The organism is Flavobacterium sp., assembly GCF_965277525.1.
Classification (GTDB): domain Bacteria; phylum Bacteroidota; class Bacteroidia; order Flavobacteriales; family Flavobacteriaceae; genus Flavobacterium.
Map to the genome: position 1 here is coordinate 50,933 of NZ_CBDIDC010000006.1, position 25,309 is coordinate 76,241.

Here is a 25,309-nt window from a genome sequence, read left to right on the forward strand (position 1 = left end):
AAAGCAAGACGGTTTTTTAATTATTATTTTTTCAGAAACTCATAATACAATGCTTTTGATAAAAATGTTTTGTTCTGATATTCATCAATTTCTTCTTCTTTTCTAATTTCAATTGATTGTCCATTTAAATGAAGTTTTGAAAAATATGCTCTTCGGGCTTCATCATTAAAATTCAAATCACTTAAAAACATTGGTTCAACACATTTGTTGACCGAAATATTATAAATCGTAATTAGATTTCCCCAGTTTACAAAACTGCATAATAAAACCGTTCCGTAAAAATACCAGACCATTTGATTTGCCAGATAAGCATTCGTTTTTTGTTTTGTAATTTTTAGAAAAACAAAAACTAAACCTATAATAGATAAGATTAAAAAAGCATAAACTCCCAAACGTTTATACGTTAATCCGAAAACTGAAATATATTCTGAATTTTTAATGATGGTGCTAACGATTAAAAGTCCATTTAAGACAATCCAGATTTTAGCCAGTTTTTTAAGGTTAGTTGCTTTTTTATCAAAATTAAATCCGCCCTTAAAATAGAACATAATGACTCCAACCGCCATGATGATAGAAAAGATTACAGAATTGACTCTTTCATGGGTATCGGCACTTAAGTTTGATTTTTCTATGACTTCAAAAAACTGCTCATAATTGTAGGTTATAATAAAAACCAAAAGCATAAAATTCAGTAATACTAAAGTGATCTCACCACTTTTTCTTTCGAAATCAATATCTAAAAACGAAAATGTATTCTGATTTTTAATTTCGGCGATATTCTTAAAATCATTGTCTAACAATTCATTTTTTTCATAACAAACTTGCGGCACCCAGTAATTCCAGAAACTGAATGAAATATAAAACCCTACAACTCCAATTAAAACAACTTCAACAATATCGACATCTAAAGTATAATCAGTCAATAAAGAAGAGAAATGAGTACTTCCGAAAGAATAGGCTGTAAAAAAGATGATTATAAAAATTGCCGGAATAAGGAAATAAGCCACCAACTTCTTGGCAAAATTATTATGAATTTTTCGTTCCGGAAGCCATTGACTGAATATAAAAATACGACCTATCGAAGCAAATGCATTTAAAAATACAAGAGGAAATACTTGTATTATTTTAAGTTTCGATTCCTGAGTATTAAACTGAAAAAAGAGAATTGACAGTGCCAAAGCCAAGAAAGAAACAAAATCTCCGTACCAGGCAAAAGCCAGACAAGACAAAACCGAGGTAATAACCAGGATCAAATGGGACCTGTCTGTAAACCGGTCCTGAAAGAAATAACAGATTGAACCTGTCAATAATAGTCCAAAAATAGCGAGGTTCACTCCTATTGACTCGTTGTAAAAAAGCAGTATAAATAGTATACTGCAAGCTAGGATAATTTGATGTTTTTTCATATTTGTCGATTTTATTTATTAGAGGTCAAATATGTTATCGCCTTTTTTTATAGGTTTTATTTTTTAATGGCGATTTCATGATTTTAATTTTAAAAGTACTTTGCATTTCAAAGTATTTAGATAAAAAAATAGAGTTATTACGATTTCATTAATTTTTCAAGGTAAGAAAGGTGTTCTTTAAAGGCCGCACGTCCTCTGGGAGTCACTTGGTAAGAGGTTTTAGGCTTTTTACCCACAAACTCTTTTTTAACTTCGATGTATTCTGATTTTTCGAGCGCTGAAGAATGACTGGCTAAATTACCATCGGTGATATTAAGGAGATTTTTCATCTCGGTAAAATCAACCCATTCATTGACCATCAGAACGGACATAATACCCAATCTGACACGGCTTTCAAAATCTTTATTTAGTTTATCAATGATTCCCATTGCGTGGATTTATTTGTATTTTTTGAACATTATTAATCCGTACAAGATATGCAAAATACCAAAACCAATGATCCAAAAAACTAAACCATATCCGATATAAAAAAGAGAAATAAATCCTAAAAATAACTCACAGAAACCTAAGTATTTAATATCTGAAAACGTATATTTCTCAGCGTTTATAAGTGCTAATCCATAAAAAATTAAAGTCGTTGGTGCAATAAAACCATATATTCCGTGGTGTAAAAGTGCCAGACAAAATATACCTCCGGCCAATAGCGGAACAGCTAAATTGAAAAGCATGTTTTTTGTAGCCGATGTCCAGACAGGTAAATCGTATTTTCGACTTTTTCTGATAGTAAAAGTAAGTCCAAACACAAAAGCAAATGTCAAAATAACTAAACCAGTAAAAAACAATTGAGTTACTAAACTATAAGGGATAATAATTTGTTCTCCGCTAAAATATTCAATTCCGTTTGCTTTGAATAGTTGATACACGTACAATCCTCCAATCAGTGCCGAAAGACCTGCAAAAACTCCTGAAAGTCCGCTTAAGGATATAAATCTTGAAGAGCGTTCCATCATGGAACGAATGTGTGCTAAATCTTCTTGGTGCTTCTGACTCATAAATAAAGTACTTTGTATTGCAAAGTTATATTTTATTTTGAATTGACAAGTATCAATGTTGATTTTTTTTTTGATTTTTTTGGATGCATTTAAATAGATGTGTATTATCTAAAAATGTTTAATTCCTACGGGATATTTTGTGGGTTCGTAATCTATATTTTAGCTACCGACCTGTAACTCCTAACGGAGTATTTTTGCTGATAAATAATTTATTTTGCGATACGTCATTTTTCTACCAACCTTTAACTCCTAACGAAGTATCACGGAGAGATTACATCTTGGTAAAAAATAATTATCAATAACATTTTTGTCCCGTAGGGACTACACTTCATTAATTAACAATACAAACCTACAAGGTTTTAGAAACCTAAAAATGTGTAATCCCTACGGGATATTTTTACGGGTTGGCTATATACTCTACCAATATGTAACTCCTAGCGGAGTTCCTTATTATTAACGGGTAATTTAATTTGAATTTTGCTGATATTTTTTTTCTATATATAACTTCCTAATTGAGTCTATCTCGTAGAGATTAAATGTTGGTAGAAAAAATTATCGATATTGTTTTTGTCCCGTAGGGACTACATCTATTTTTGGCGGTTTAGTTGCGTGAGGGATAGGAGCTGACTACCGAAGTAGCGCGGATAGCCCGACCGTATCCCGACAAGAGGGCAAATAACCGCAAAGTAAGCTTGCCCTCTTGTCGGGATACGGTCACGCCCAAAGTATATCAAAACAACAAAGCCTACTCGATTGAATAGGCTTTGTTTATTATTAGATTGCAAAAATTATTTTTTCGCGCTTCTCATTTTTCTTGCTAAAAGTGTATTTTTAAGCAACATTGCAATTGTCATTGGTCCTACTCCACCAGGAACTGGCGTGATAAAAGAGGCCTTTTTGCTTACACCGTCAAAATCAACGTCACCTTTGATAACGTATCCTTTTGGATTTGATGCATCATCAACTCTTGTGATTCCAACGTCAATTATTACTACTCCGTCTTTAACCATATCTCCTTTTAAGAATTCAGGAACTCCTAAAGCGGTGATAATAATATCAGCATTTTTAGTGAATTCGGCTAAGTTTTTAGTGCGGCTGTGGGTTAAAGTTACTGTTGAATCTCCAGGATTTCCTTTACGGCTCATTAAGATACTCATTGGTCGCCCAACAATATGACTTCTTCCAATTACAACGGTGTGTTTTCCTGCAGTTTCTACTTTATAACGCTCTAACAATTCCATAATTCCAAATGGTGTTGCCGGAATAAAACTTTCCATTTCAAGCGCCATTCTTCCAAAATTTGTTGGATGAAATCCGTCTACATCTTTATCAGGGTCGATTGCCAGTAAGATTTTTTGTTCGTCAATATGCTTTGGTAAAGGCAACTGAACAATATAACCATCAAGATTATCATCTTCGTTTAGTTCTTTAATTTTAGCTAACAATTCATCTTCGGTAATATCTTCCGGTAAACTTACTAAAGTGGAATCGAAGCCAATTTGCTGGCAAGATTTTACTTTACTCCCTACGTAAGTTAAACTTGCCCCGTTTGTACCAACGATTACAGCTGCCAAATGAGGTACTTTTCCTCCGGCATCTTTTATCGATTGAACTTCGGCTGCAATTTCGTTTTTAATGTCTTCAGCTGTTTTTTTACCGTCTAGTAGTTGCATTGTTTTTGTTTCAAGTTTAAAGTTTCAGGTTTCACGTTAAAAGTGAAACGCATATTTATTGAAAAAAGTTTCAAATTTCAGTCTCAATACCTTGAAACCTGAAACTTGAAACTTTTATTCTTTTTTATCTCGGCATTCCGCCTGGCATTCCTTTCATGCCTCCCATCATTTTCATCAGGTTTTTTCCGCCCGGCCCCTGCATCATCTTCATCATTTTGCTCATTTGGTCGAATTGCTTCATTAACTGATTTACTTGCTCGACTTTGGTTCCGGAACCTTTAGCGATTCTGGCTTTCCTTTTTACGTCGATTATGGCAGGTTTGCTTCTTTCGATTGGTGTCATCGAGTGAATGATGGCTTCGATATGCTTAAAAGCATCATCTTCTATTTCTACATCTTTCATGGCTTTTGAAGCTCCCGGTATCATCCCAACCAGGTCCTTCATATTACCCATTTTCTTTACTTGCTGAATTTGTGTTAAGAAATCATCAAAACCGAATTCGTTTTTAGCGATTTTCTTTTGAAGTTTTCTGGCTTCTTCTTCGTCAAATTGTTCTTGCGCTCTTTCTACAAGTGATACAACGTCTCCCATACCTAAGATACGCTCAGCCATACGATCCGGATAGAAAACATCAATTGCTTCCATCTTCTCACCTGTACCTACAAATTTGATTGGTTTGTTTACAACCGATTTAATCGAAATTGCAGCTCCTCCACGAGTATCTCCATCTAATTTGGTTAAGATAACCCCATCAAAGTTCAAAATATCGTTGAAGGCTTTTGCTGTATTTACAGCATCTTGTCCTGTCATTGCATCAACAACAAACAAAGTTTCCTGTGGCTGAATTGCTTTATGAACACGGGCGATCTCATCCATCATTTCTTTGTCTACTGCCAGACGACCGGCCGTATCGACAATAACAACATTAAAACCGTTTGCTTTTGCATGTTTGATTGCATTTTGAGCAATCTCTACAGGATTTTTATTATCAGGCTCTGAGTATACCTCAACCCCTATTTGATCCCCAACAACATGCAACTGATTAATCGCCGCAGGACGGTAAATATCACACGCTACAAGAAGTGGTTTTTTATTTTTCTTAGTTTTTAAAAAGTTGGCTAATTTTCCTGAGAAAGTCGTTTTACCAGAACCCTGAAGTCCTGACATTAAAATAACGCTTGGTGTTCCGGAAAGATTAATTCCCGCAACATCGCCACCCATTAATTCTGTTAGTTCGTCTTTTACCAACTTCACCAATAATTGTCCTGGCTGAAGTGTTGTTAAAACGTCCTGACCTATTGCTTTTTCTTTTACTTTAGTTGTAAAATCTTTAGCAATTTTAAAGTTAACATCGGCATCTAATAAGGCACGACGAACTTCTTTTAAGGTATCGGCAACGTTTACTTCTGTAATTTTACCGTGCCCTTTTAATATATGGAAGGCTTTATCTAACTTATCACTTAAATTATCAAACATAATTTTTTCTTTATTTGAAGTGCAAAGATAATCTAATTAGATATTTCAGGCAATTTTTATTTAACTGCATTTAACCGCGAAGTTCGCAAGGTTTTACGCAAAGATCGCAAGGTCTTTTTGCTCAAAAAGTCGCGAAAACGCAAAGTTTTTATATTCTTTGCGTTTTCGCGACTTTGCCTTTATTTCTTTTGTGCTTATTTTAGCGCAAAGAATGAAACCTCTGCACCTTTTTAACTTTGTCCCTTTGAACCTTCTAAATTAAAATTGGAAATAAATAAACGGTTGTGAACCTGCGACTGCTGTAGCGTACACAATCCAATACACAAAACCAAGTATAATTGCTTTTCCTATCAAAGGTGTTTTATCGAAAACGAATTTCATTTTTGATGTGATAACTTCTGGTAAAAAGTGCCAAACATATCCAAAAAGCATCAATAAAAATACATTTTTATATCCTAATACTATGGCTTTCCAATGTTCCGGCTCAAAAGTTAACTGACCAATATTATTGATAACCTGCAAGGCTGTCTCAAAATCTCTGGCGCGGAAAAAGATCCAGCAGAAAACTACGAAATGGAATGTTATTAGGATTGAGAAAAACGTCCATAAGAAATTGGAACCTTTGCGTTCTTTTTTGGATGGAAAAAATTCCATAAACATTTTATGAACTGCTAATGCTAATCCGTGTAGTGCTCCCCAAACAATAAACTGTGCTCCTGCTCCATGCCATAATCCACCTAAAAGCATTGTGGTAAACAAGTTAAAATTGGTTACCAGTGTTTGATGTTTCTTTTTTGAAAGTAAAAATGTCAAACAAAAAACTACAATTGCACCAATTGCAATTCCGAAAGGAATAAAACTCTCATTTATATTTGAAATTCCCCAAAGCAACAACCCAAAAAAGAATAAACTCGGGAATAAAAACCCTGCGAATGTTCCTTCACGATTTCCTCCTATAGAAATATACAAGAAATCTTTTAACCAGGTGGATAACGAAATATGCCATCTTCTCCAGAAATCAGTGATGGATGTTGATTTATATGGGGTTCTAAAGTTAGCCGGTAATTTGAATCCTAATAACAAGGCGATTCCAATTGCCATATCTGAATATCCTGAGAAGTCACAATAAATTTGAATAGCATACCCGTAAGATGCCATTAAATTTTCGAAGGACGTATAGTTCATCGGCGTGTCAAAAACACGATCTACAAAGTTTATCGAAATGTAATTTGAGATTACAGTCTTCTTGATCAATCCACCAATAATCAAAAACAAGGCATTGTTTACGTCTTGTTTGGTCAGGTTTAGTTTTTGATAAATCTGAGGCAAGAAATCTTTCGCCCTAACAATTGGACCCGCAACTAACTGTGGAAAAAATGAAACGAAGAATAAATATTCGATGTAGTTTTTAGTTGGTTTAATTTCTTCACGATAAATTTCAATAATATAACTCATCGATTGAAATGTATAAAACGAAATTCCAACAGGCAGAAAAATATCGTGAAGCTGGTAATTACCATGAAACATATCATTGAATGTCACAATAATGAAATTCATATATTTGAAATACCCAAGCAATCCTAAATTAAGAATTACACTTATGACCAGATAGATTTTCTTTCGGCTATCTTTTGCTTCTCTGTAAATGATCTGACTCAGGCCGTAATCTACAACCGAGGAAAGTAATAATAGTAAAAAGTAAATTCCGCTTGACTTATAATAAAAGAAAAGCGAGAAGAGAATAACGTATGTTAATCGCAAATAAAATGTTTTGCGTAAAAAAGCATACACAAAATAAAAAACAAGAAACAAACCTAAGAACAACCCCGTATTAAACAGGAGTTTTTCTTCCGGATTGTATATAAACCAACCTTTTGCCTGTTCTAAAGTAACTTCGCCAAAATTCTGAACAAACCAATTATTTATGCTATCTATTGTAATCAACTTAATTTTGTAATTTAAAATTATCGTATGCTTTTAAAAATGCCTCTGAAAACAAATCCCCTTGTTTTTCGTATCCTTTCTTAGAATAATGAACCCAATCAGGCCCTATAAGTCCTGAAGATTTTAAATTTCTGATTCCATCCATTCCACCAAATTCGTCGTATAAATCCCAAACTGCAAACCCATCTGTTTTTGCGGTTTCTATAATATGTTTTGCATAATCCTGAACATAAACATTGGGTCTTCTTCCTTTTAACAAAGAAGGCGGCGGCGTCATAACAATTATGGGAGCATCAATGTTTTGGTCTTTTATATTTTTTATGAACTGACGCAATTCTGCTATATAAGCCGAAGCTTCCATATGATCATAACTTTCATTGGTTCCCAACGAAAAAATTAATAAATCAGGATGCAACGCTTTTAACTGCACAAAAAATAATGGATACTTATTATAATCTGAAAATTTAGCGCCATTTACTCCAATACTATTATATAGCACACCTGGATTATCTTTTTCTAAAACGATTCCGTTCAATTCATATTTTGAAGCTTCTTTATTCGGAATCAGAAAAATTTTATCTAATGCTTTTTCTGAGTGGTAATAATGAGAAAACGAATCAGATTCAATATTTAAAGGAACAAACTCTGAACTTGTAATGTTTTTAGGCCTTGTTTCGTTGGTTAAAATTTTTAAGGTTCTGCCTGCACGAATGTTATTAGACTTTAAATGATTTTCTCTTTTGATATCAGCGATTGAAATATGGTATTTGTCTGCGATAGTCGAAATGGCTTCTCCTTTTTTAATTTTATACGTGATTATTTTACGTTCTGTAGACTGAATCGTTTTGGTTTGAGACGATAGTGCCAAATCAAACATATTCTGATTCTGGGGCGTAATGATCCTGATTGAATTAAACTTATAATCCGCATCTTTTATGTTCAATTCGATTGCAAAACCGTCATTATCTCTCCAAAGTGCAATTCCGCTTAAACCAACGGGATGACTTTTAAAAGGATGAATGTTTCGATAACTTTCCCAACTTCTGTTAGAATAAAAACGTTCATTATAAGAACCGTTTGTTTTTGCCAACTGATACGGAAAAACTAAGCCCCGACCGGCATTACCTAATTTTTGCTGCAGATTCTTTCTAATTTCATTGGTCATCAAATCGCTCTGAATATGAGAATCTCCAATATGTACCATATTTATCTTCTGACTACTGTGACTTTCATTCTCTTTCAATTTCAGAAAAAAACGCTCTAAGACTTTTGCATTGTAGATTCTATCCTCAGAAAAAGAATCAACTGCTGCTTTATCGACTTTATGAATCATATTTTTTGTTATTGGAGGTGAAGCTGTCTCTTGCGTTTTATCGTTTGTTGAGAAAAAAAGACAACAAAAGAAAATAATAAGTCTATTCATTTACACTATCTTTTTTTACAGATACGGAATCTGTATTTGTTTTCCTGACCGTTTTTCGAGGACCAGTGCCCGTTTCCCTGTTTTCACGCAGTACCTTATATTGCTCGTAACCTTTATTTAACTGATCGTATAATAATTTTCCAATTGCTTTTGCTCCACGTTGGTTAAAGTGCGTATAATCTTTATTGGCTTTTGCCGGAGATTCGTCTACCCATTTTACCATTGAACCATCGCCGCCCATTAGAGTATATAGATTTACAAATCCGGATTCGGTTTCAAGTGCATATCTTTTTTGAGATTTCATTAAAGGAACTACCGCAGAATCTGTTTTCATTTCCAAATCATATTTTGTCGATTTATCTGCTGTTGAAATAATCAAAACAGAAACTCCCGGAAAAGATTCCTTAATTTTATTTACTGCTTTTGTCATTCCTCTCTGATACCAGGAATAATTCTTGGTCCCGTAATTTAAAACGTTTGTTCCGTAGTGCAAAATAACCAGGTCATACTTCAAACTGTTATTGAATCCCTGCATTATGTTTGCATTAAACATTGAGATTGGCAATCCTGAATTTCCTCTTTGCGAGAAATTATCAACATGAACTCCTGTTCCGTTATCAAAATTAAAGCCATAAATTGGAATTGAATCTGCATGAACGAAATTTGCCTTGAATGCTTTTATACTTCCCGAAGTCACTTTTAAAGTATTGATCAGATTATTCGGGATAAGACTTTTTCTTAAGGTGTCTTTACCAATAATAAAATTGACATTTCCTTTCTTAGAAGATCTTCCATAATACAATGTAGGATTATCAAGTGTTGTCGCATATTTATTAGGACCTGCTTCATACTGAACCCAGGTTGTATTTGCTTTGTCATTTGCAAAGAACACATGCCCGTTTACCCCAAAAGGGCTGGTTGGATTTTTGACATTCAGATACGATTGCATTTTCCAGTTCTTGGAATATAATGATTTTACAGATCCCCTTGATGCAGAAGATTCTGAGGTTATAGAAACAAAACCCACACCATTACCGCCAAAACGTTCCTGATAATTAGATCGAACATCCTGTACAATCAAGTCACCATCTGTCATGGAATCTCCGTAATAAGCGATTCTCACCTTGGCTTGCGGATTTTTTTCAAGCTGGTATAATTTTTCATAAAAAGAAATCAGATACTGATATCCTTTATAATTATCAAAAGTTTCAGACGGAAATTCGATTCCTTCAGTCGCATCAAAAGTAATTTTTTCTCCTGCTTCTTTTTTCTCACTATCAGCAATACTATCGCCTTTTAGGGCTAAAGAATCATTAGCCACAGATTCTAATAGCATACTATCAATAAGTACGTTTTTAGAATCGACTTTACTATCCGGAAAAATTTTATCAGGCAGGATTTGTTTAAATCCAATGAAAGCAATAAATGCTAATGCTACAATTGCAAAAGACTGAAAAAAATAAGATTTTGTATTCACTAGTACTTCTAAATTTAAGTAAAGGATTATTGAAAATTTTCATTCAAAATTCCTATTAATTGCTTATAAAAAATATGCGCAAAGATAGAACAATCATTAATGTATTGCTTCTTTTTAACATTAAAATAAAACAAAAAAAGAGGCTAGACAGATCTAACCTCTTTATCAAAAAAAATAAAAAAAACAAAGTTAATGATTAACTAAATTTAATACTTTGGAATTCATTAGTTAAAATAAAACAATCTTTACACTCTTATCTTTTAATCTATTTTATTTCAAAATAGCATATTCTAAAGCAATATTACCTCTTTCTCCAGCATCATTTGTCATAGAAAGGAATTTAATCTTATAGTAGTTTCCAGCCACATCTTTCACTACATAAAAACGATCAGTTCTGATACTTGGTAAAGAAGTCGGGCCTCCACCATTTCTCCAGTTAGAACCAATAGCTCTTTGATCTGTTGCTGATACTGTAAAGTTAGCCTCAACAACTTTATCTTTTGTAAAATCAGCGTAAGATCCACCAGTAGCAACTAAAACTTGATAAACTTGAGTTCCGCCTTTTACATTAGAGCTTACAAAATCAGAAAAACCGTAAGTAACTTCGATTGGTTTTTTATCTGCATCCTGAGATGGAATATAATTTGTAAATGTTGTAAAGTTCAAATCCCATTTAGCTTTTGCAGGCTCTACTGAAACAGTATTCCCTGTAGTTAAACTGAAAAATGAAAAATTAAAATCTGAATCTTTTGAGATTGTTTTCTCAGTAAAAGTTGCAGAATTCAAGTCAGCATATTGAATTTTATATCCATTTCCACTTCTTAAAATTCTAACTTTTTTCCAACCTCTTGAGTCACCATCAACACTTACAGAACCAATAGCCGGAACTTTAGTAGAAATAGCTAATCCTAAATTTACCAGGTAAACTTTGTTATCTGCATCTGTAGCTGAAACTTCTGCAATTGCTGTTCCAATTCCTGCTCCTGCACCAGCTAAAACACCTGTTGGATTATCTACAAATCCATTCGACGAAAGAGTTTCACCACCTCCAACTGAAACATTTGTATCAATTACTTGTGGCAAAGTGATATCAGAAGTTGCCAATTTTTTAGCGGCCATTTTAAGCGAACCGTTCAGGATTACTCTAAATTCTGAATTTGAAGAAAATCCAAGATCCCAAGTTGCTCTGTTTACAGATTTAGATTCTGCAGCACTTAAATCAAGATAAAGCTGATTTGGTTGGTTAGGCCCACCTACAGATTCTTTTAGTGTCGCCCCAACAGTTGGAACTTCAACTGGAGTATCATCATCACTTGAGCATGCAGCTAGTGACAATAAAGCTATCGATAGAAATAAAATTTTTTTCATTGTATTTGTATTTAATATTAAAGATTAAGGTTATATGCTAATTTTAAAAAATAAGAACGCCCGTAAGCAAGCATTACTTCTCCAGGTCCGGCATGCGCCGCTCCATTATTTGTTCCTGTCTGATTTACATTTTTAATATCAAGAATGTTTCTTGCACCAATAGTTACTTCAAATCGATCTTTGAAGAAATTTTGTCTAACAGTAGCATCAAGCCAATTACTTGCATCTATTGTAGACAAAGTATAAGAAGAAGTTCCTGCTATAAATTGTTGTGTCCTACCATTATATTTATAGTACCCTGAAAGAACTGTTTTCCATTTTGGAAGCTTATAAGAAGCACTGGCATTTAAATTGAAAGAATAAAGAAACTTATCATCTGAAGTAAAGACTTCGTTTTTTATTTCCTGGGAAACTCCTATTATCGCTGCTCCAAAATTGAATGTTAGATTCTCTTTTTTGAATTGGTTCATTGTAGAAAAATTCCACATTCTGTATTTACTAATATTGACATATTGATATTCAGGATTTCCTGTATCTGGATTAAATCTTACAAGTGCCATATCAATTCTATCATTCACATCTAAGTAACTTCCGGCAAATGTGCTTGAAAGCTGTGCTCCCTCAGAAAATGTAGTCGCTTTTTTAAGACTGGCTTCATAAGAAGTACTAGTTTCAGGAATAAGATTTTCATTACCTGTAAAAAAGTGTCCGTCAAATATTTGTTTCGAGTATAATTCGTCAAAAGTTGGTGTTCTAAAAGAGTTCCCATAAGAACCGCGAAGTTCAATTCCTTTATCAAATAAATACCTTAATCCAAGAGAGGAAGCATATTGATTGTCAAATTGAGATTGTGCAGAGAATCTTAATCCTGGCCGAATAGAAAATCTCTCGCTGGCCATAATTTCTGAAGAAGCAAAGAAATCGTAATTTTCAAGTGTTTTACGAATAGGAGTCATAATATTATTTGCTTCCTGAACCAAAGAATAACCACGATTGTTTACAAATTCATACCCCAATTGCAAATCAACCATTTTGCTAGAGAAAAAGTTATTTAGTGTCCCTGTAGAATAAATCACTTCCATTGACTGATCTTTCACTGTAGCATTGTTTGCTTCCTTTTTAGTAGATAAATAATATCTAAAATCTTCTACATCTCTTGCTTGTCTTTGGTGCGAAAGTGAAACATTATAATTCAATTGAGAAAACAACTTACCGGTTGCATTTAAATTATGAAAATATCTATTGGTTAAATATCTTTTATCACTTGCATAGCGATAAGATCCTAAAACATCATTAAATCCAGACTGTACAGTACTATTATAATAATCTACGTTTTCATCTAAATATTCGAATTTATAGAAAAAACGAAAATTATCCTTGTGATACGCTATTAATGCTGTACCGTTTAGCTGGTCTTTTGGCAGCCATCTATATCCACGTGTACCATCATTTTCAGAATAGTTTATGCCATTTTTATCGCTCAAATACCCCTGAAAATCGTTACGATTTGCTCCAATCGACACAAACCAATTTTTATTGAACGTATGAGAAACCTTTAAAGACTGAATATGACGTCCTTCGTCAAAAAGAGAATATTCATTATTAACCGTTTCTTCCTGGACTGATGCCGTAATTCCCCATTTATATTGTGACGATTTTTTTGTAATTATATTTAAAACACCACTTACAGCATTCGCACCATAACTAACTCCCATAGATCCTTCAACAATTTCGATATGATCTACGTCATTAAGGTTAATTTGGGATAAATCTGTATTATTACCAAAACCTGCCTCATTAACCAATGGAACATTATCTACCAAAATTTTAAAATACTGCGCATCCAAACCAAATAACGAAACGGTAGAACGTCCACTTGTTCCACTTGGTCTTACCGTAATATTTAAATACTGATTTAAAACATCTGCTAAATTAGTAGCTGCTAAATTTTGAATGTCAGCACTTGAAATAACCCGAACATTAAAAACGGACTTCTTAATAGACTGTGGTTCAAACTGTCCGGTAACAACCACTTCAGAAAGTTTATTCACAGCCGTGGTATCTTTTTGTTGAGCAAAAGATATTTGACAAAAAAGAACAGCTGTAAAAAGGATAAATTTTATTTTCATTATTTTTATTAAGTCTTAATAATGTCGCAAATATATAAACTATTTTTATTTGTTCTAAATAAAATTATATATTTGCCAAAAAATATAAAAACAAAACAATACGTTATGATTTCAAAAAGCCTCTATTTTTCAGCCGTTATGGCTTTGACTTGTAGTCTTGGTTTCAGTCAGGACAAAAAGCAACAGGACATTAAATCGATCAAATCAATGTGTGGTTGCTACGAAGTAAAGTTTAATTTTACAGAAACTTTTCAGTATCCTAAAGATTCTCTTACTTACAAACCTTCGGAAACTAAACACGAATCTGCTTTAGAATGGGTAGAGTTATTAGAAGATACTCCTAACAAAATTGTAATGCAACACTTATTAATCGTAAGTGATGACATGATCATTAAGCACTGGAGACAAGATTGGCTATACGAAAACACTGACTTATATTCCTTTGATAAAGGAACTTCATGGAAATATAAAAAATTAGATAAAAAAGCGGTAAAAGGTCAATGGACTCAAAAAGTTTATCAGGTAGATGACAGTCCAAGATATGAAGGATCATCAACATGGGTACATGTAGACGGACAAGATTATTGGGCAAACATTGCTGATGCTCCTCTACCAAGAAGAGAACAAACAAAACGTAATGACTATAATGTTTTAAAAAGAAGAAACATTCACGAAATTACTGCTACAGGATGGAATCATGAACAGGACAATCAAAAACTAATCAGAGATGATAGTAGAAAAGATGTTTTGTTAGCAGAAGAAAAAGGTATGGATGTATATACGAAAGTGGCAGACATTAAATGTATCGCAGGGCAAAAATGGTGGAAAGAAAATAATGCACTTTGGAAAAACGTTCGTGACAAATGGCAAACGCTGTTTGACAGACACCAAGACTTAAACCTGGAAGCTAAAGTAGACAGAAAAGCTCTTTATTCTCTTTTGTTTGATTTAAAACCAACTGCTACAAAAGCAGAAACGGATGCGATCATCAACAAATTCGTGAAATAAAATATTTGTGTTAGTTATTAAAAAAGCCGATAGTTTTAAAACTATCGGCTTTTTTTTATAGAATGATTTCTTTACATTCTTTCCGGAACTTCAATCCCTAGTAAGGTAAAGGCTGATTTTATAACTTCGGCCACTTTTTGAGAAAGCTGAACTCTGAATACTTTTTTAGTCAAATCTACTTCTCCTAATATATGCACTGATTGATAGAAGGAATTGTACTCTTTTACTAAATCATACGTATAATTTGCAATTAATGCCGGACTGTGATTTTGTGCTGCGTTTTGAATTACTTCAGGAAAAAGTTCGATTTGTTTTACCAGTTCTTTTTCTTTTTCATGTAATTCTTCTGTATTCGTTTGTGCTGAAAAATCAAAATCGGCTTTACGGATTATAGATTGAATTCTCGCGTAAGTATATTGAATAAAAGGACCTGTATTTCCGGCAAAATCAACAGATTCTTCAGGATTAAACAAAATACGTTTTTTAGGGTCTACCTTCAAAATATAATATTTCAAAGCTCCAAGTCCAATTGTTTTGTACAATTTTGCTTTTTCTTCAGCAGAATAACTGTCTAATTTACCCAGATCTTCTGAGATTTGTTGTGCTGTATTGGTCATATCCTGCATCAAATCATCAGCATCAACAACGGTTCCTTCACGGCTTTTCATTTTTCCTGACGGTAAATCTACCATTCCGTATGATAAATGATAGAGACTTGAAGCCCAGTCAAAACCTAATTTTTTAAGAATCAGGAATAACACTTTAAAGTGATAATCTTGTTCATTACCAACTGTATAAACCATTCCGCCAACATCCGGCATATCTTTTACACGCTGAATCGCAGTTCCTATATCTTGCGTCATATAAACAGCAGTTCCGTCAGAACGTAAAACAATTTTACGATCCAGACCTTCATCTGTTAGATCAATCCAAACTGAACCATCAGGATCTTTTTCGAAAACACCACTATCAAGGCCTATCTTAACCACATCTTTTCCTAATAAATACGTATTACTCTCGTAATAATATTTATCAAAATTAACCCCAAGATTGGTATAAGTTGTAGCGAATCCTTCGTAAACCCACTCGTTCATTTTTTTCCAAAGCGAAATTACAGCATCATCTCCAGCTTCCCATTTTTTAAGCATCTCTTGTGCTTCAATAATAATTGGAGCTTGTTTTTTAGCCTCTTCTTCGGTTTTTCCAGTTTCCATCAATTGAGAGATCTCTCCTTTATAGGCTTTATCAAACTCAACATAATATTTTCCAACTAATTTATCTCCTTTTAAACCTGAACTTTCAGGAGTTTCCCCATTTCCAAATTTCTGCCAAGCCAGCATCGATTTACAAATATGAATTCCACGGTCATTAATGATCTGTGTTTTGTATACTTTTTTACCTGAAGCTTTAATAATTTCAGCTACAGAATATCCTAACAAATTGTTACGAACGTGACCTAAATGTAATGGCTTATTTGTATTTGGCGAAGAATATTCGACCATAATAGCTTTATCATCCGGATTTGGAGTAACATATCCAAATTTTTGATTGTCTTTTATTTTATTAAAGAAATCCAAATAATAGCTATCGGCAATAACAATATTCAGAAAACCCGAAACCACGTTAAAACGTGATACCTCAGGAAGATTTTCAACTAAATAATTTCCAATTTTATTTCCTAATTCTACAGGATTGCTTTTGATCACTTTTAGTAAAGGAAAAATGACCATCGTGATATCGCCTTCAAACTCCTTTCGTGTAGTTTGAAATTCGATTTTATCAACAGTAACATCAAATAATGCTTGTATTGCTTTTTGTATAGAAGGAGTAAGAATTTGTGATAATGACATGTAAACTTATTTTTAAAGTGAGCAAAGATACTGCTTATTCACCAATTACAGAAAATGAAAAACATATAAAATACAACAAATGACTCAGAAATCTGTAAAAAGGATTTCATTTTGATTGTTAAAATTATCAAAAAATCAAACCGCTAATCTACTAATAAACAGACTCTCTTAAAAAAAATACAATATTTTTTATTTTTTCCTGTAACATATCCATAATAAAAGAGTCTTAATAGGGACTTTGAATTCATTTGAAGCAAAAAAACTAACAAAAACAATCATCATCAATCAAATCAAAAATAATCACTACTATATTATGAAATTAAAATTCTTTCTGTTCGCATTACTGGGGGTATTTGCAACAGCTCAGGCCCAGAACACCGGAACAGTTTCCGGAAAAATTACCGAAAAATCGAATAATGCACCTATCTCTTATGCAACAGTCTCGATAAAAGACAATGGAAAAGCAGTTACAGGAGTTAACACAGACGATAATGGAGGCTTTACCATTAAAAATTTAGCTTTAAAAAGTTATACGATCGAAATTCAATATATTGGATTCAAAAAATATACCGGATCGATCATTCTAAGCGACAATAAAAAAACAGCTACCATTAATGTCGCTCTTGAAGAAGAAGCAACACAACTTAAAGGCGTAAACATCATAAGTGACCGCTCGACAATAGAACAAAAAATTGACCGTAAAATAATTACAGTAGGAAAAGATTTGACAACTGCCGGAGCGTCTGCATCTGACATCATGAACAACATTCCATCAGTAAATGTGGATCAGGACGGAAAACTTTCGCTTCGCGGAAACGACAATGTTCGTGTATTAATCGACGGACGACCATCAAATATTGACCCTGCGCAATTGCTAAAACAAATTCCGTCAACTTCTATCAAAAAAATTGAGTTGATTACCAATCCAAGTGCAAAATACAATCCTGAAGGAATGTCCGGAATTATCAATATCGTTTTGCATAAAAACACGAATACCGGTTTTAACGGAAGTTACAGTGGGGGAATCACTTTTGGAGAAACGGCAAAATACAACCAATCTTTAAACCTGAATTACAAAACCGGAAAAGTAAATTTCTTTGGAAATGCAGGACAAAACTTCGGAACGTATCAAAACGACGGTTTCATCAAAAGATTTGATCCTGAAGTTGTTCAAAAAATTGATGTTTTAAACGATAATGATTCGTATTTGTATAAAATTGGAATGGATTATTTAATTGATGATCATAACACTTTATCTGTCTACACGAATCAGAATAAATCGAACGGAAAAGGTTTTGTAAACACTGGTATTGATTATAATAATGTAACCGATTCTGACGTTTCAAAAATCTTTCAGAAATCTAAATATTCAGGTCCCGATGAAGTTGGTACTTATAATTTAGCGTACAAACATATCTTTAAAAAAGAAGGACATACCTTAGATTTTGAAGGGAACTACAGCGACAATAAAGAAACACAATATTCTTCTTTTGATACTCAAACCATAAATACTGACAATACTCAAAACAATGTCATTTATGATGACTTTATAAAAGGAACACGTAAACTAACGACTTTAAATGTTGATTACGTAAATCCTCTAAACGAGAAAACTACTCTAGAAGCTGGTGCCGAAGCAAGAATTACTAAAACTGATAACGACTATATTACCGGAAACCCACTTGCAGCACTACCGGTTTCTAATTATACTTATGACACTGATATTTATTCAGCTTATGTAACATTTGGTCAGAAATTTAAAAAATTCAGTTACCAATTAGGCGCTCGTTTTGAAAGTTATAAAGTAGCCGCTAATTTAAACCACGGGCTTGACAAATTTAATGATGACTATATTACGCTATATCCATCAGCTTATTTAACGTATAACCTGAACGAGAAAAACACTTTGCAATTTAGCTATAGCCGTCGTGTAGACCGCCCAAGCTTAGAGCAAACAAAACCTATTCGTGAATTTTCGACTCCATTAGTGACCTCAATAGGAAATCCTGAATTGAGACCACAATTTACAAACTCTGTTGAAGTAAATTACACCAAAACTTTTACAAAAGGAAGTTTTACAACTGGTATTTTCTATAGAAGCATCAATGATCAGATTAGCAGAATTTTATATCCGGATGATACAGACCCAACTGGTAACAAACAAATCCTGACTTATACGAATTATGATCATAATACTTCTTATGGTTTTGAGGTCTCTTTTAATTACAAAATCACAAAATGGTGGGATATTGCACCCTCTATTGATTTCTCAAGTATCAATCAACAAGGTGTTGTATTCGCATACGACCCTGTAACACAAACAAGTAGTCCAATTGAAAGAAAAGTTACTGTTGGAGCATTTAATGGCCGTATGAACTCTAACTTTAAAGTAAACAAACGTTTAAGCTTCTTATTATTTGGTTTCTACAGAGGTGGAGTTGACGGACTTCAAAATAACAGTCACGAAATGTACAAAATGGACATGGGTTCACGTTATACATTGTTAGACAACAAGATGAACATAAGCTTGCGTTTCAATGACGTTTTCAATACTATGAAATATTCTTTTGATGCTATGTATCCTTATGCGCATGAAGGACAATTTAAATGGGAGAGTCAAACCGTTTATTTAGGCTTAACGTATAATTTTGGTGGTGCAAAAATCAAAAATCTAGAACGTAAACAAAGAGAAGACAACACTAGTAAAGGTGGTGGAGGAATGTTTTAATCCCACTTTTATTAGTAGATTTTAATAGTTCTTGTAGAAAAGAAAAGCCTGGAGTTTGCCAACTCCAGGCTTTTTTAGTTTATATCTGTACCTTATAAAAAATTACGTAATTCTTTTATTTCTTCCGGATTCGCTGTTTCGGTATTATTTGTAATTGCTGATGAATGATAAAAAGTAGGCTGGAGCTTTTCTTGTAATAATTTAATATTGGAAGATCGTAAACCTCCGCCCGGCATAATTTCGATTCGATCTTTGGCGAGTTTCTGAATGATTTCTAAATCTTCAATCCCTTCTTCAACATTTTTTCCTCGTCCTGAAGTCAGAATTGTTTGAAAACCACAATCTATAACATCTTCAAGACCTTTCTCAATTGAATCAACAACATCAAAAGCACGGTGAAATGTACACGAAAGCGGACTCGCCAAATCGACTAATTCTTTATTTTGCTTTTTATTGACACTCCCGTCCGGATTTAAAATCCCGAAAACAAAACCATCAATTCCAAGTTTTTTAAGATCTTTTATATCTTCACTCATTTGAGTAAACTCTTCATCAGAATACACAAAATCTCCACCGCGGGGCCTGATAATAACATGCATTTTTATCGATACATTTTCCCGCACCTTTTCTGCCAAAACAGCATTTGGTGTCGTTCCGCCAAGTTGCATATTTTCGCACAGTTCAATTCTGTCCGCACCACTTTCTTGTGCAATTATTGCCGATTCATAATTGAAACAGGCTATTTCTAGTTGATTTTTTTTCATTTTGATTAAAGAATGTTTCTCATCGTTTGTCATTTGTGACTTAACAAAAATATTAATTAAAATCGAAATCTCTTGCTCAAAATTAAAGACTTGCCAATCGAGACTTGGGTTTCGACTTTTCCTGACAAACGGATACAAAAAAACCTGCTCAAAAAAAGAGCAGGTTTTAAAAATATAATGCAAGATGAATTAATTTACCATTTAATAATTGCACTTGCCCAGGTAAAACCACTACCAAAAGCAGCTAAAACAACTGTATCTCCTGATTTGATTTTTCCTTGTTCCCAAGCTTCTGTTAAGGCAATTGGAATAGAGGCTGCGGTTGTATTTCCGTATTTCTGGATATTATTATGAACCTGATCATCTGTCAATTTGAATTTGTTCTGAATGAATTGTGAAATCCTCAAATTTGCCTGATGCGGAATCAACATATCAATATCTGAAACTTGCAGGCCGTTTGCTTCCAGACCCTCATTAATCACCTCAGCAAAACGAACTACTGCATTTTTAAATACAAATTGCCCGTTCATGTAAGGATAATAACTTTCATCATTCGGGTCATTATCGGCTAAAATATCAGTTACCCAACGCGCTCCCATTCCTGGTGCCTGTAAAGCTAATTCCTCTGCATGTTGCCCTTCTGAATGTAAGTGAGTGGATAAAATTCCTTTTGTCAAATCCTCTTCACGGCTTAAAACTGCTGCTCCTGCCCCATCTCCAAAAATTACAGAAACTCCACGACCACGAGTAGTCATGTCTAATCCCGTTGAATGAACCTCAGAACCAATGACCAAAATATTTTTATACATTCCGGTTTTAATGTATTGATCTGCAACAGAAATAGCATAAACAAAACCAGAACATTGATTTCGAACATCTAATGCTCCTACAGTGCGCAAGCCTAAATCACGTTGTACTAAAACTCCGGGTCCAGGAAAATAATAATCTGGACTTAATGTAGCAAAAACCACAAAATCTATATCTTCTTTGGCTACGCCGGAACGCTCTATAGCAATTTTAGCTGCTTTTACACCCATTGTAGTTGTGGTATCTTCTCCACGAATAATATGTCTGCGCTCCTGAATTCCTGTACGCTCCTGAATCCATTCATCATTGGTATCAATAATTTTCGACAAATCGTCGTTGGTCACAACATTTGAAGGAACATAATATCCTAAGCCCGTTATTTTTGAATGATACATATTCTTTTATTATTTGTTAAAAATTTGGATTGCAAATCTAAGTATACTTTAAAACATTAGCGTACAAATTAGTGTTTTTTTCGTAATTGACAATTTAATATACTTCAAATATATATCGAATTAAGCTTGTTTACATTTTGAAAAACCAGTATTTGTGTCAAAATGATGAAAAGTATGAAAAATAACGTTTAAAATGTAACAAGATTAAACTACTTTAGTCAAACATAACGAATACCATTTTTTTAAACTCCTAAAATTCAAATTATGAAATTAAAGGTTACACTCCTCTTATTTCTAAACATTGGCTTTTTTGCCTTTGCTCAAGAAAATTTAACCTATCAAAAACCATCAAAATCTATTTTAGATTTAGCAGACTACGAAAGAGCTCCAACAGTATCTATGGATACTAAAAAAGAGAATATGTTGCTATTATACAGAAGTACTTACAAAACATTAGACGATCTTAATCAGGAAGAACTTCGTTTAGGCGGTTTGAGAATTAATCCGGTAACGAATATTTCAAGCACTGTAACTTATACGATCAATCTTAAATTAAGAAAAATTAGTGGAAAGGAAGAAGTACAAGTTTCAGGTTTACCTCAGAACCCTAAAATAAGTAACGTTTTATGGTCACCAAATGACAAGAAAATTTTGTTCTCACATACTACCAATACAGGTGTGGAGCTTTGGGTTTTGGATGTCGCAACCGCAAAAGCTACAAAACTTACCGATGCCACTGTAAATGCAAATCTTGGAAATCCGTTTAGCTGGTTTTTAGATAATGAAACGATTTTGGTAAAAATGCTTCCAAAAAACAGAAAGCCTTTATTAGATTCTAAAAAAGATTTACCAACCGGCCCAATCATTTCAAGTACTGCGGGAGCAAAATCTCAAAACAGAACGTATCCCGATATGTTGAAAAATCAGAATGATGAAATCAATTTTGAAAATATCATCACTTCTGAATTGTATAAAGTCAACCTTAACGGGACTGCTACTTTATTCAAAGGTGCTGCCATGTATGCAGGAGAAAGAATTTCTCCGGATGGTAATTATATTATGTTAACGACTATTCAAAAACCGTTTTCGTATGTTGTTCCTTTAAACAGATTTCCATCTCAGACAATTGTATATGATGCTAAAGGAAAAGAAGTTAAAACTGTTAACGAAGTTCCGCTAAACGAAGTAATTCCTAAAGGTTTTATGGCAGTTCGAAAAGGAAAAAGAGAAATGGCCTGGAGAAATGACAAGCCAGCGACCTTATCCTACGTTGTAGCGCTTGACGAAGGAGATCCGGCCAATAAAGTTGATTTTAGAGATGAAGTTTATCTTTGGGATGCTCCTTTTGCAAACAATGCCACTTCATTAGCAAAAGTGCCTCAACGTTACAATGATATTGTTTGGGGTAATGATAATACCGCATTTCTTACTGACGAATGGTACGATACCCGTAATACCAAAACGTATTTAATCAATCCGTCAAACCCTGCTCAGCAACCAAAAGTAATTACAGACAGAAATCAGCAAGATGTTTACTCTGACCCTGGCATTTTTGAAACTAAAAAGAACCAATACAATAAATATGTTTTAGCAATCGAAAAAGACAATGCTTATCTTATTGGTGAAGGATATACAAAAGAAGGACAGTTTCCTTTTATTTCTGAATTTAATTTGAAAACATTACAATCAAAACGTATTTACACTTCAACTTATAAAGACAAAAAAGAAGATTTGTTAGGAATTGAAGATTTCAAAACGGGTAAAGTTTTAGTTCAGATTCAGTCTAAAAGTGACTATCCGAATTATTATTTCAGAAATATTAAAAAACAAAATAGCCTGACACCAATTACTTCTTTCAAAAATCCGTTTGAAAGCATTAAAAACGTAAGTAAGGAAGTGATCAAATACAAACGTAAAGATGGTGTTGAACTTTCAGGAACTTTATATTTGCCTGCCGGATACGATAAAGTAAAGAAAGAGAAATTACCTTTGTTAATCTGGGCTTACCCGGCTGAATACAAAGACAAAAACAGCGCAGGGCAATCGACTCAAAACCCAAACGAATTTACGTTTCCTTACTACGGATCGTTTGTATATTGGGTAACCAAAGGATATGTTGTTCTTGATGATGCTGCTTTCCCTATTATTGGTGAAGGAACTACAGAACCTAACGACAACTTTATACCTCAACTGGTAGCGAATGCAGAAGCTGCAATTGACGCCGTTGATGCTTTAGGATATATCAATCGTAAAAAAGTAGCGGTTGGAGGACATTCTTACGGAGCTTTTATGACTGCTAACTTACTGACACATTCTGATCTTTTTGCCTGCGGAATTGCCCGAAGCGGAGCTTACAACAGAACTTTAACTCCATTTGGTTTTCAGAGCGAACAACGTAATTACTGGGAAGTTCCGGAAGTTTATACTGCAATGTCTCCTTTTATGAATGCAGACAAAATGAAAACGCCCCTTTTGTTAGTTCACGGTGAAGCAGATAACAATCCGGGAACTTTTACTTTGCAGACAGAACGTTACTATCAGGCTTTAAAAGGCTTGGGAGCAACAACAAGAATGGTGATTTTACCTAAAGAAGCGCATAGTTATGTTGCCAAAGAAAACATTTTGCACTTGCTTTGGGAACAAGATCAGTTTTTAGAAAAGTATTTAAAAAACTAGATTTTCCAGAATTAACTATAAAAAAGAAACCCGACAGCTTAATCGCTGTCGGGTTTTTATTTTTACAGATAAAAAATTATCTAATTTTCTAATTGACAAATTATCTAATTACAAATAATTTAAACCTAAGAATATTTCCTGCTCTAGAGGCAAATCTATTTCGCTCTCAAAAAAGACTAATTGTCTTTTATAAACTGTTTCGATTAAATAATGATTTCCTCTAAAGTAAGTTCTCCGAATTTTTACCGGCAAATTAGATTCTCCTACCATTTTAAACTGATGCGGATACACCAATGTTTTATGTGTTTGGTCTTCATACGGCAATAACAAATGAGTTGGCAGCTCATTTACTTCACCAAAAAGTGACGCTACATATTTAGTTTCAGGATCTTCGTAAATTTTTATAGGATCGCCTTTTATGATCACTTCTCCGTTTCGCATCACAATTGCCTCATCTGCAAATGATAATGCATCTGTACTATCGTGTGTTGCAATAATACAGGTAATTCCTTTTTGTTTTAGATATCGAAAAAGATTTCGGCGTAAAGCATTTTTACGAAAAGCATCAATTTGACTGAAAGGTTCATCCAGTAAAATCACTTCCGGCTCTAAAGCCAAAACTCTTACTAAAGCGACTCTTTGCTGTTGTCCTCCACTTAAAAATTTTGCTTTTACGTTAGAGAAAGATTCCATTTCAACCATCTCTAATAATTCCTGAACACGAAGTTTTTTCATATTCGCAAAACCGTTTGAAAGAAACTTTCCAACATTTTCAGCTACGGTTTCAAAAGGAGACAGATCAAAATCCTGTGCCAGATATTTCATATAAGGCATTCCGGGAATCAAATTGTATTTAGGACCTAAAATTGGCTTTCCGTCATAAAAAATCTTGCCTTCATCCAAGTTATACAAACCATACAGAAGTTTAAGAAGCGTACTTTTTCCGCAGCCGCTTTCACCAATAATAGCAATATTTTCGCCTTTATTTATGGTAAAAGAAACGTTTTTTATAACAGGGTTTTCGGTATACGAAAAAGAGATATTTTGAATGTCGAGCATGGGTTCTATTTGAAAGCACAAATTTACAATGTTTAATTTCTAAAGTCAAAAAAAAGCTGCTTCAATTATGAAA

At 33.7% G+C, this 25,309-nt stretch carries 17 protein-coding genes; 3 read left to right on the top strand and 14 right to left on the bottom strand.

Annotated elements, in window-relative coordinates:
• Window positions 1-23: 23 nt before the first annotated feature.
• From ACQY44_RS15525 to ACQY44_RS15570, 10 genes are all read right to left on the bottom strand, one after another.
• Window positions 24-1,406 (bottom strand): DUF4153 domain-containing protein, encoded by a 1,383-nt coding sequence (locus ACQY44_RS15525; RefSeq protein WP_428231246.1) that lies wholly within the window; start codon window positions 1,404-1,406, stop codon window positions 24-26.
• 137 nt (window positions 1,407-1,543) lie between these two features.
• Window positions 1,544-1,834, bottom strand: coding sequence for a winged helix-turn-helix domain-containing protein (locus tag ACQY44_RS15530; protein ID WP_055093284.1), 291 nt, complete (start codon window positions 1,832-1,834; stop codon window positions 1,544-1,546).
• 9 nt (window positions 1,835-1,843) lie between these two features.
• On the bottom strand, window positions 1,844-2,458 hold the full coding sequence (locus ACQY44_RS15535; protein WP_428231247.1) for a hypothetical protein: 615 nt from the start codon (window positions 2,456-2,458) through the stop codon (window positions 1,844-1,846).
• A gap of 788 nt (window positions 2,459-3,246) precedes the next feature.
• A complete protein-coding gene (locus ACQY44_RS15540) occupies window positions 3,247-4,131 on the bottom strand; it encodes a bifunctional 5,10-methylenetetrahydrofolate dehydrogenase/5,10-methenyltetrahydrofolate cyclohydrolase (protein WP_428231248.1) in 885 nt (294 codons plus the stop codon).
• 124 nt (window positions 4,132-4,255) lie between these two features.
• On the bottom strand, window positions 4,256-5,608 hold the full coding sequence (gene ffh / locus ACQY44_RS15545) for a signal recognition particle protein (RefSeq protein ID WP_428231249.1): 1,353 nt from the start codon (window positions 5,606-5,608) through the stop codon (window positions 4,256-4,258).
• Between the two features lie 258 nt (window positions 5,609-5,866).
• Entirely contained in the window at window positions 5,867-7,552 is a 1,686-nt protein-coding gene (locus ACQY44_RS15550; protein WP_428231250.1) for an MBOAT family O-acyltransferase, read from the bottom strand.
• Window position 7,553: 1 nt separating this feature from the next.
• Window positions 7,554-8,885 carry a GDSL-type esterase/lipase family protein gene (locus ACQY44_RS15555; RefSeq protein WP_428231251.1) on the bottom strand — a complete coding sequence of 444 codons (1,332 nt, stop codon included), beginning with the start codon at window positions 8,883-8,885 and terminating at the stop codon, window positions 7,554-7,556.
• An 82-nt stretch (window positions 8,886-8,967) separates the two neighbouring features.
• Window positions 8,968-10,452, bottom strand: a complete 1,485-nt coding sequence (locus tag ACQY44_RS15560; RefSeq protein ID WP_428231252.1) for an SGNH/GDSL hydrolase family protein — start codon at window positions 10,450-10,452, stop codon at window positions 8,968-8,970.
• A gap of 270 nt (window positions 10,453-10,722) precedes the next feature.
• On the bottom strand, window positions 10,723-11,820 hold the full coding sequence (locus ACQY44_RS15565) for an HmuY family protein (RefSeq protein WP_428231253.1): 1,098 nt from the start codon (window positions 11,818-11,820) through the stop codon (window positions 10,723-10,725).
• Window positions 11,821-11,837: 17 nt separating this feature from the next.
• Complete coding sequence (locus ACQY44_RS15570; protein WP_428231254.1) at window positions 11,838-13,949, bottom strand: TonB-dependent receptor plug domain-containing protein; 2,112 nt, start codon at window positions 13,947-13,949, stop codon at window positions 11,838-11,840.
• A 105-nt stretch (window positions 13,950-14,054) separates the two neighbouring features.
• Here ACQY44_RS15570 and ACQY44_RS15575 point away from each other — a divergent pair, with 105 nt between their 5' ends.
• On the top strand, window positions 14,055-14,957 hold the full coding sequence (locus ACQY44_RS15575; protein ID WP_428231255.1) for a DUF6607 family protein: 903 nt from the start codon (window positions 14,055-14,057) through the stop codon (window positions 14,955-14,957).
• A gap of 71 nt (window positions 14,958-15,028) precedes the next feature.
• Here the strand turns inward: ACQY44_RS15575 and argS are convergent, their stop codons facing one another.
• Window positions 15,029-16,807: an arginine--tRNA ligase gene (gene argS / locus ACQY44_RS15580; protein WP_428231256.1), complete on the bottom strand. Its 1,779-nt coding sequence runs from the start codon at window positions 16,805-16,807 to the stop codon at window positions 15,029-15,031.
• A 313-nt stretch (window positions 16,808-17,120) separates the two neighbouring features.
• Here argS and ACQY44_RS15585 point away from each other — a divergent pair, with 313 nt between their 5' ends.
• The gene (locus ACQY44_RS15585) at window positions 17,121-19,535 is read left to right on the top strand and encodes a TonB-dependent receptor domain-containing protein (RefSeq protein ID WP_428231257.1); all 2,415 of its coding nucleotides are present in this window, start codon (window positions 17,121-17,123) and stop codon (window positions 19,533-19,535) included.
• A 92-nt stretch (window positions 19,536-19,627) separates the two neighbouring features.
• Here ACQY44_RS15585 and ACQY44_RS15590 read toward each other — a convergent pair whose 3' ends face one another.
• The gene (locus ACQY44_RS15590; RefSeq protein WP_428231258.1) at window positions 19,628-20,299 is read right to left on the bottom strand and encodes a copper homeostasis protein CutC; all 672 of its coding nucleotides are present in this window, start codon (window positions 20,297-20,299) and stop codon (window positions 19,628-19,630) included.
• Between the two features lie 194 nt (window positions 20,300-20,493).
• On the bottom strand, window positions 20,494-21,501 hold the full coding sequence (locus ACQY44_RS15595; RefSeq protein ID WP_131427020.1) for a 3-oxoacyl-ACP synthase III family protein: 1,008 nt from the start codon (window positions 21,499-21,501) through the stop codon (window positions 20,494-20,496).
• A gap of 264 nt (window positions 21,502-21,765) precedes the next feature.
• On the opposite strand from ACQY44_RS15595, the gene ACQY44_RS15600 reads away from it, so the two are divergent.
• A complete protein-coding gene (locus ACQY44_RS15600) occupies window positions 21,766-24,177 on the top strand; it encodes a prolyl oligopeptidase family serine peptidase (RefSeq protein ID WP_428231259.1) in 2,412 nt (803 codons plus the stop codon).
• 108 nt (window positions 24,178-24,285) lie between these two features.
• Here the strand turns inward: ACQY44_RS15600 and ACQY44_RS15605 are convergent, their stop codons facing one another.
• Window positions 24,286-25,236, bottom strand: coding sequence for an ABC transporter ATP-binding protein (locus ACQY44_RS15605; protein ID WP_428231260.1), 951 nt, complete (start codon window positions 25,234-25,236; stop codon window positions 24,286-24,288).
• Window positions 25,237-25,309 lie beyond the last annotated feature (73 nt).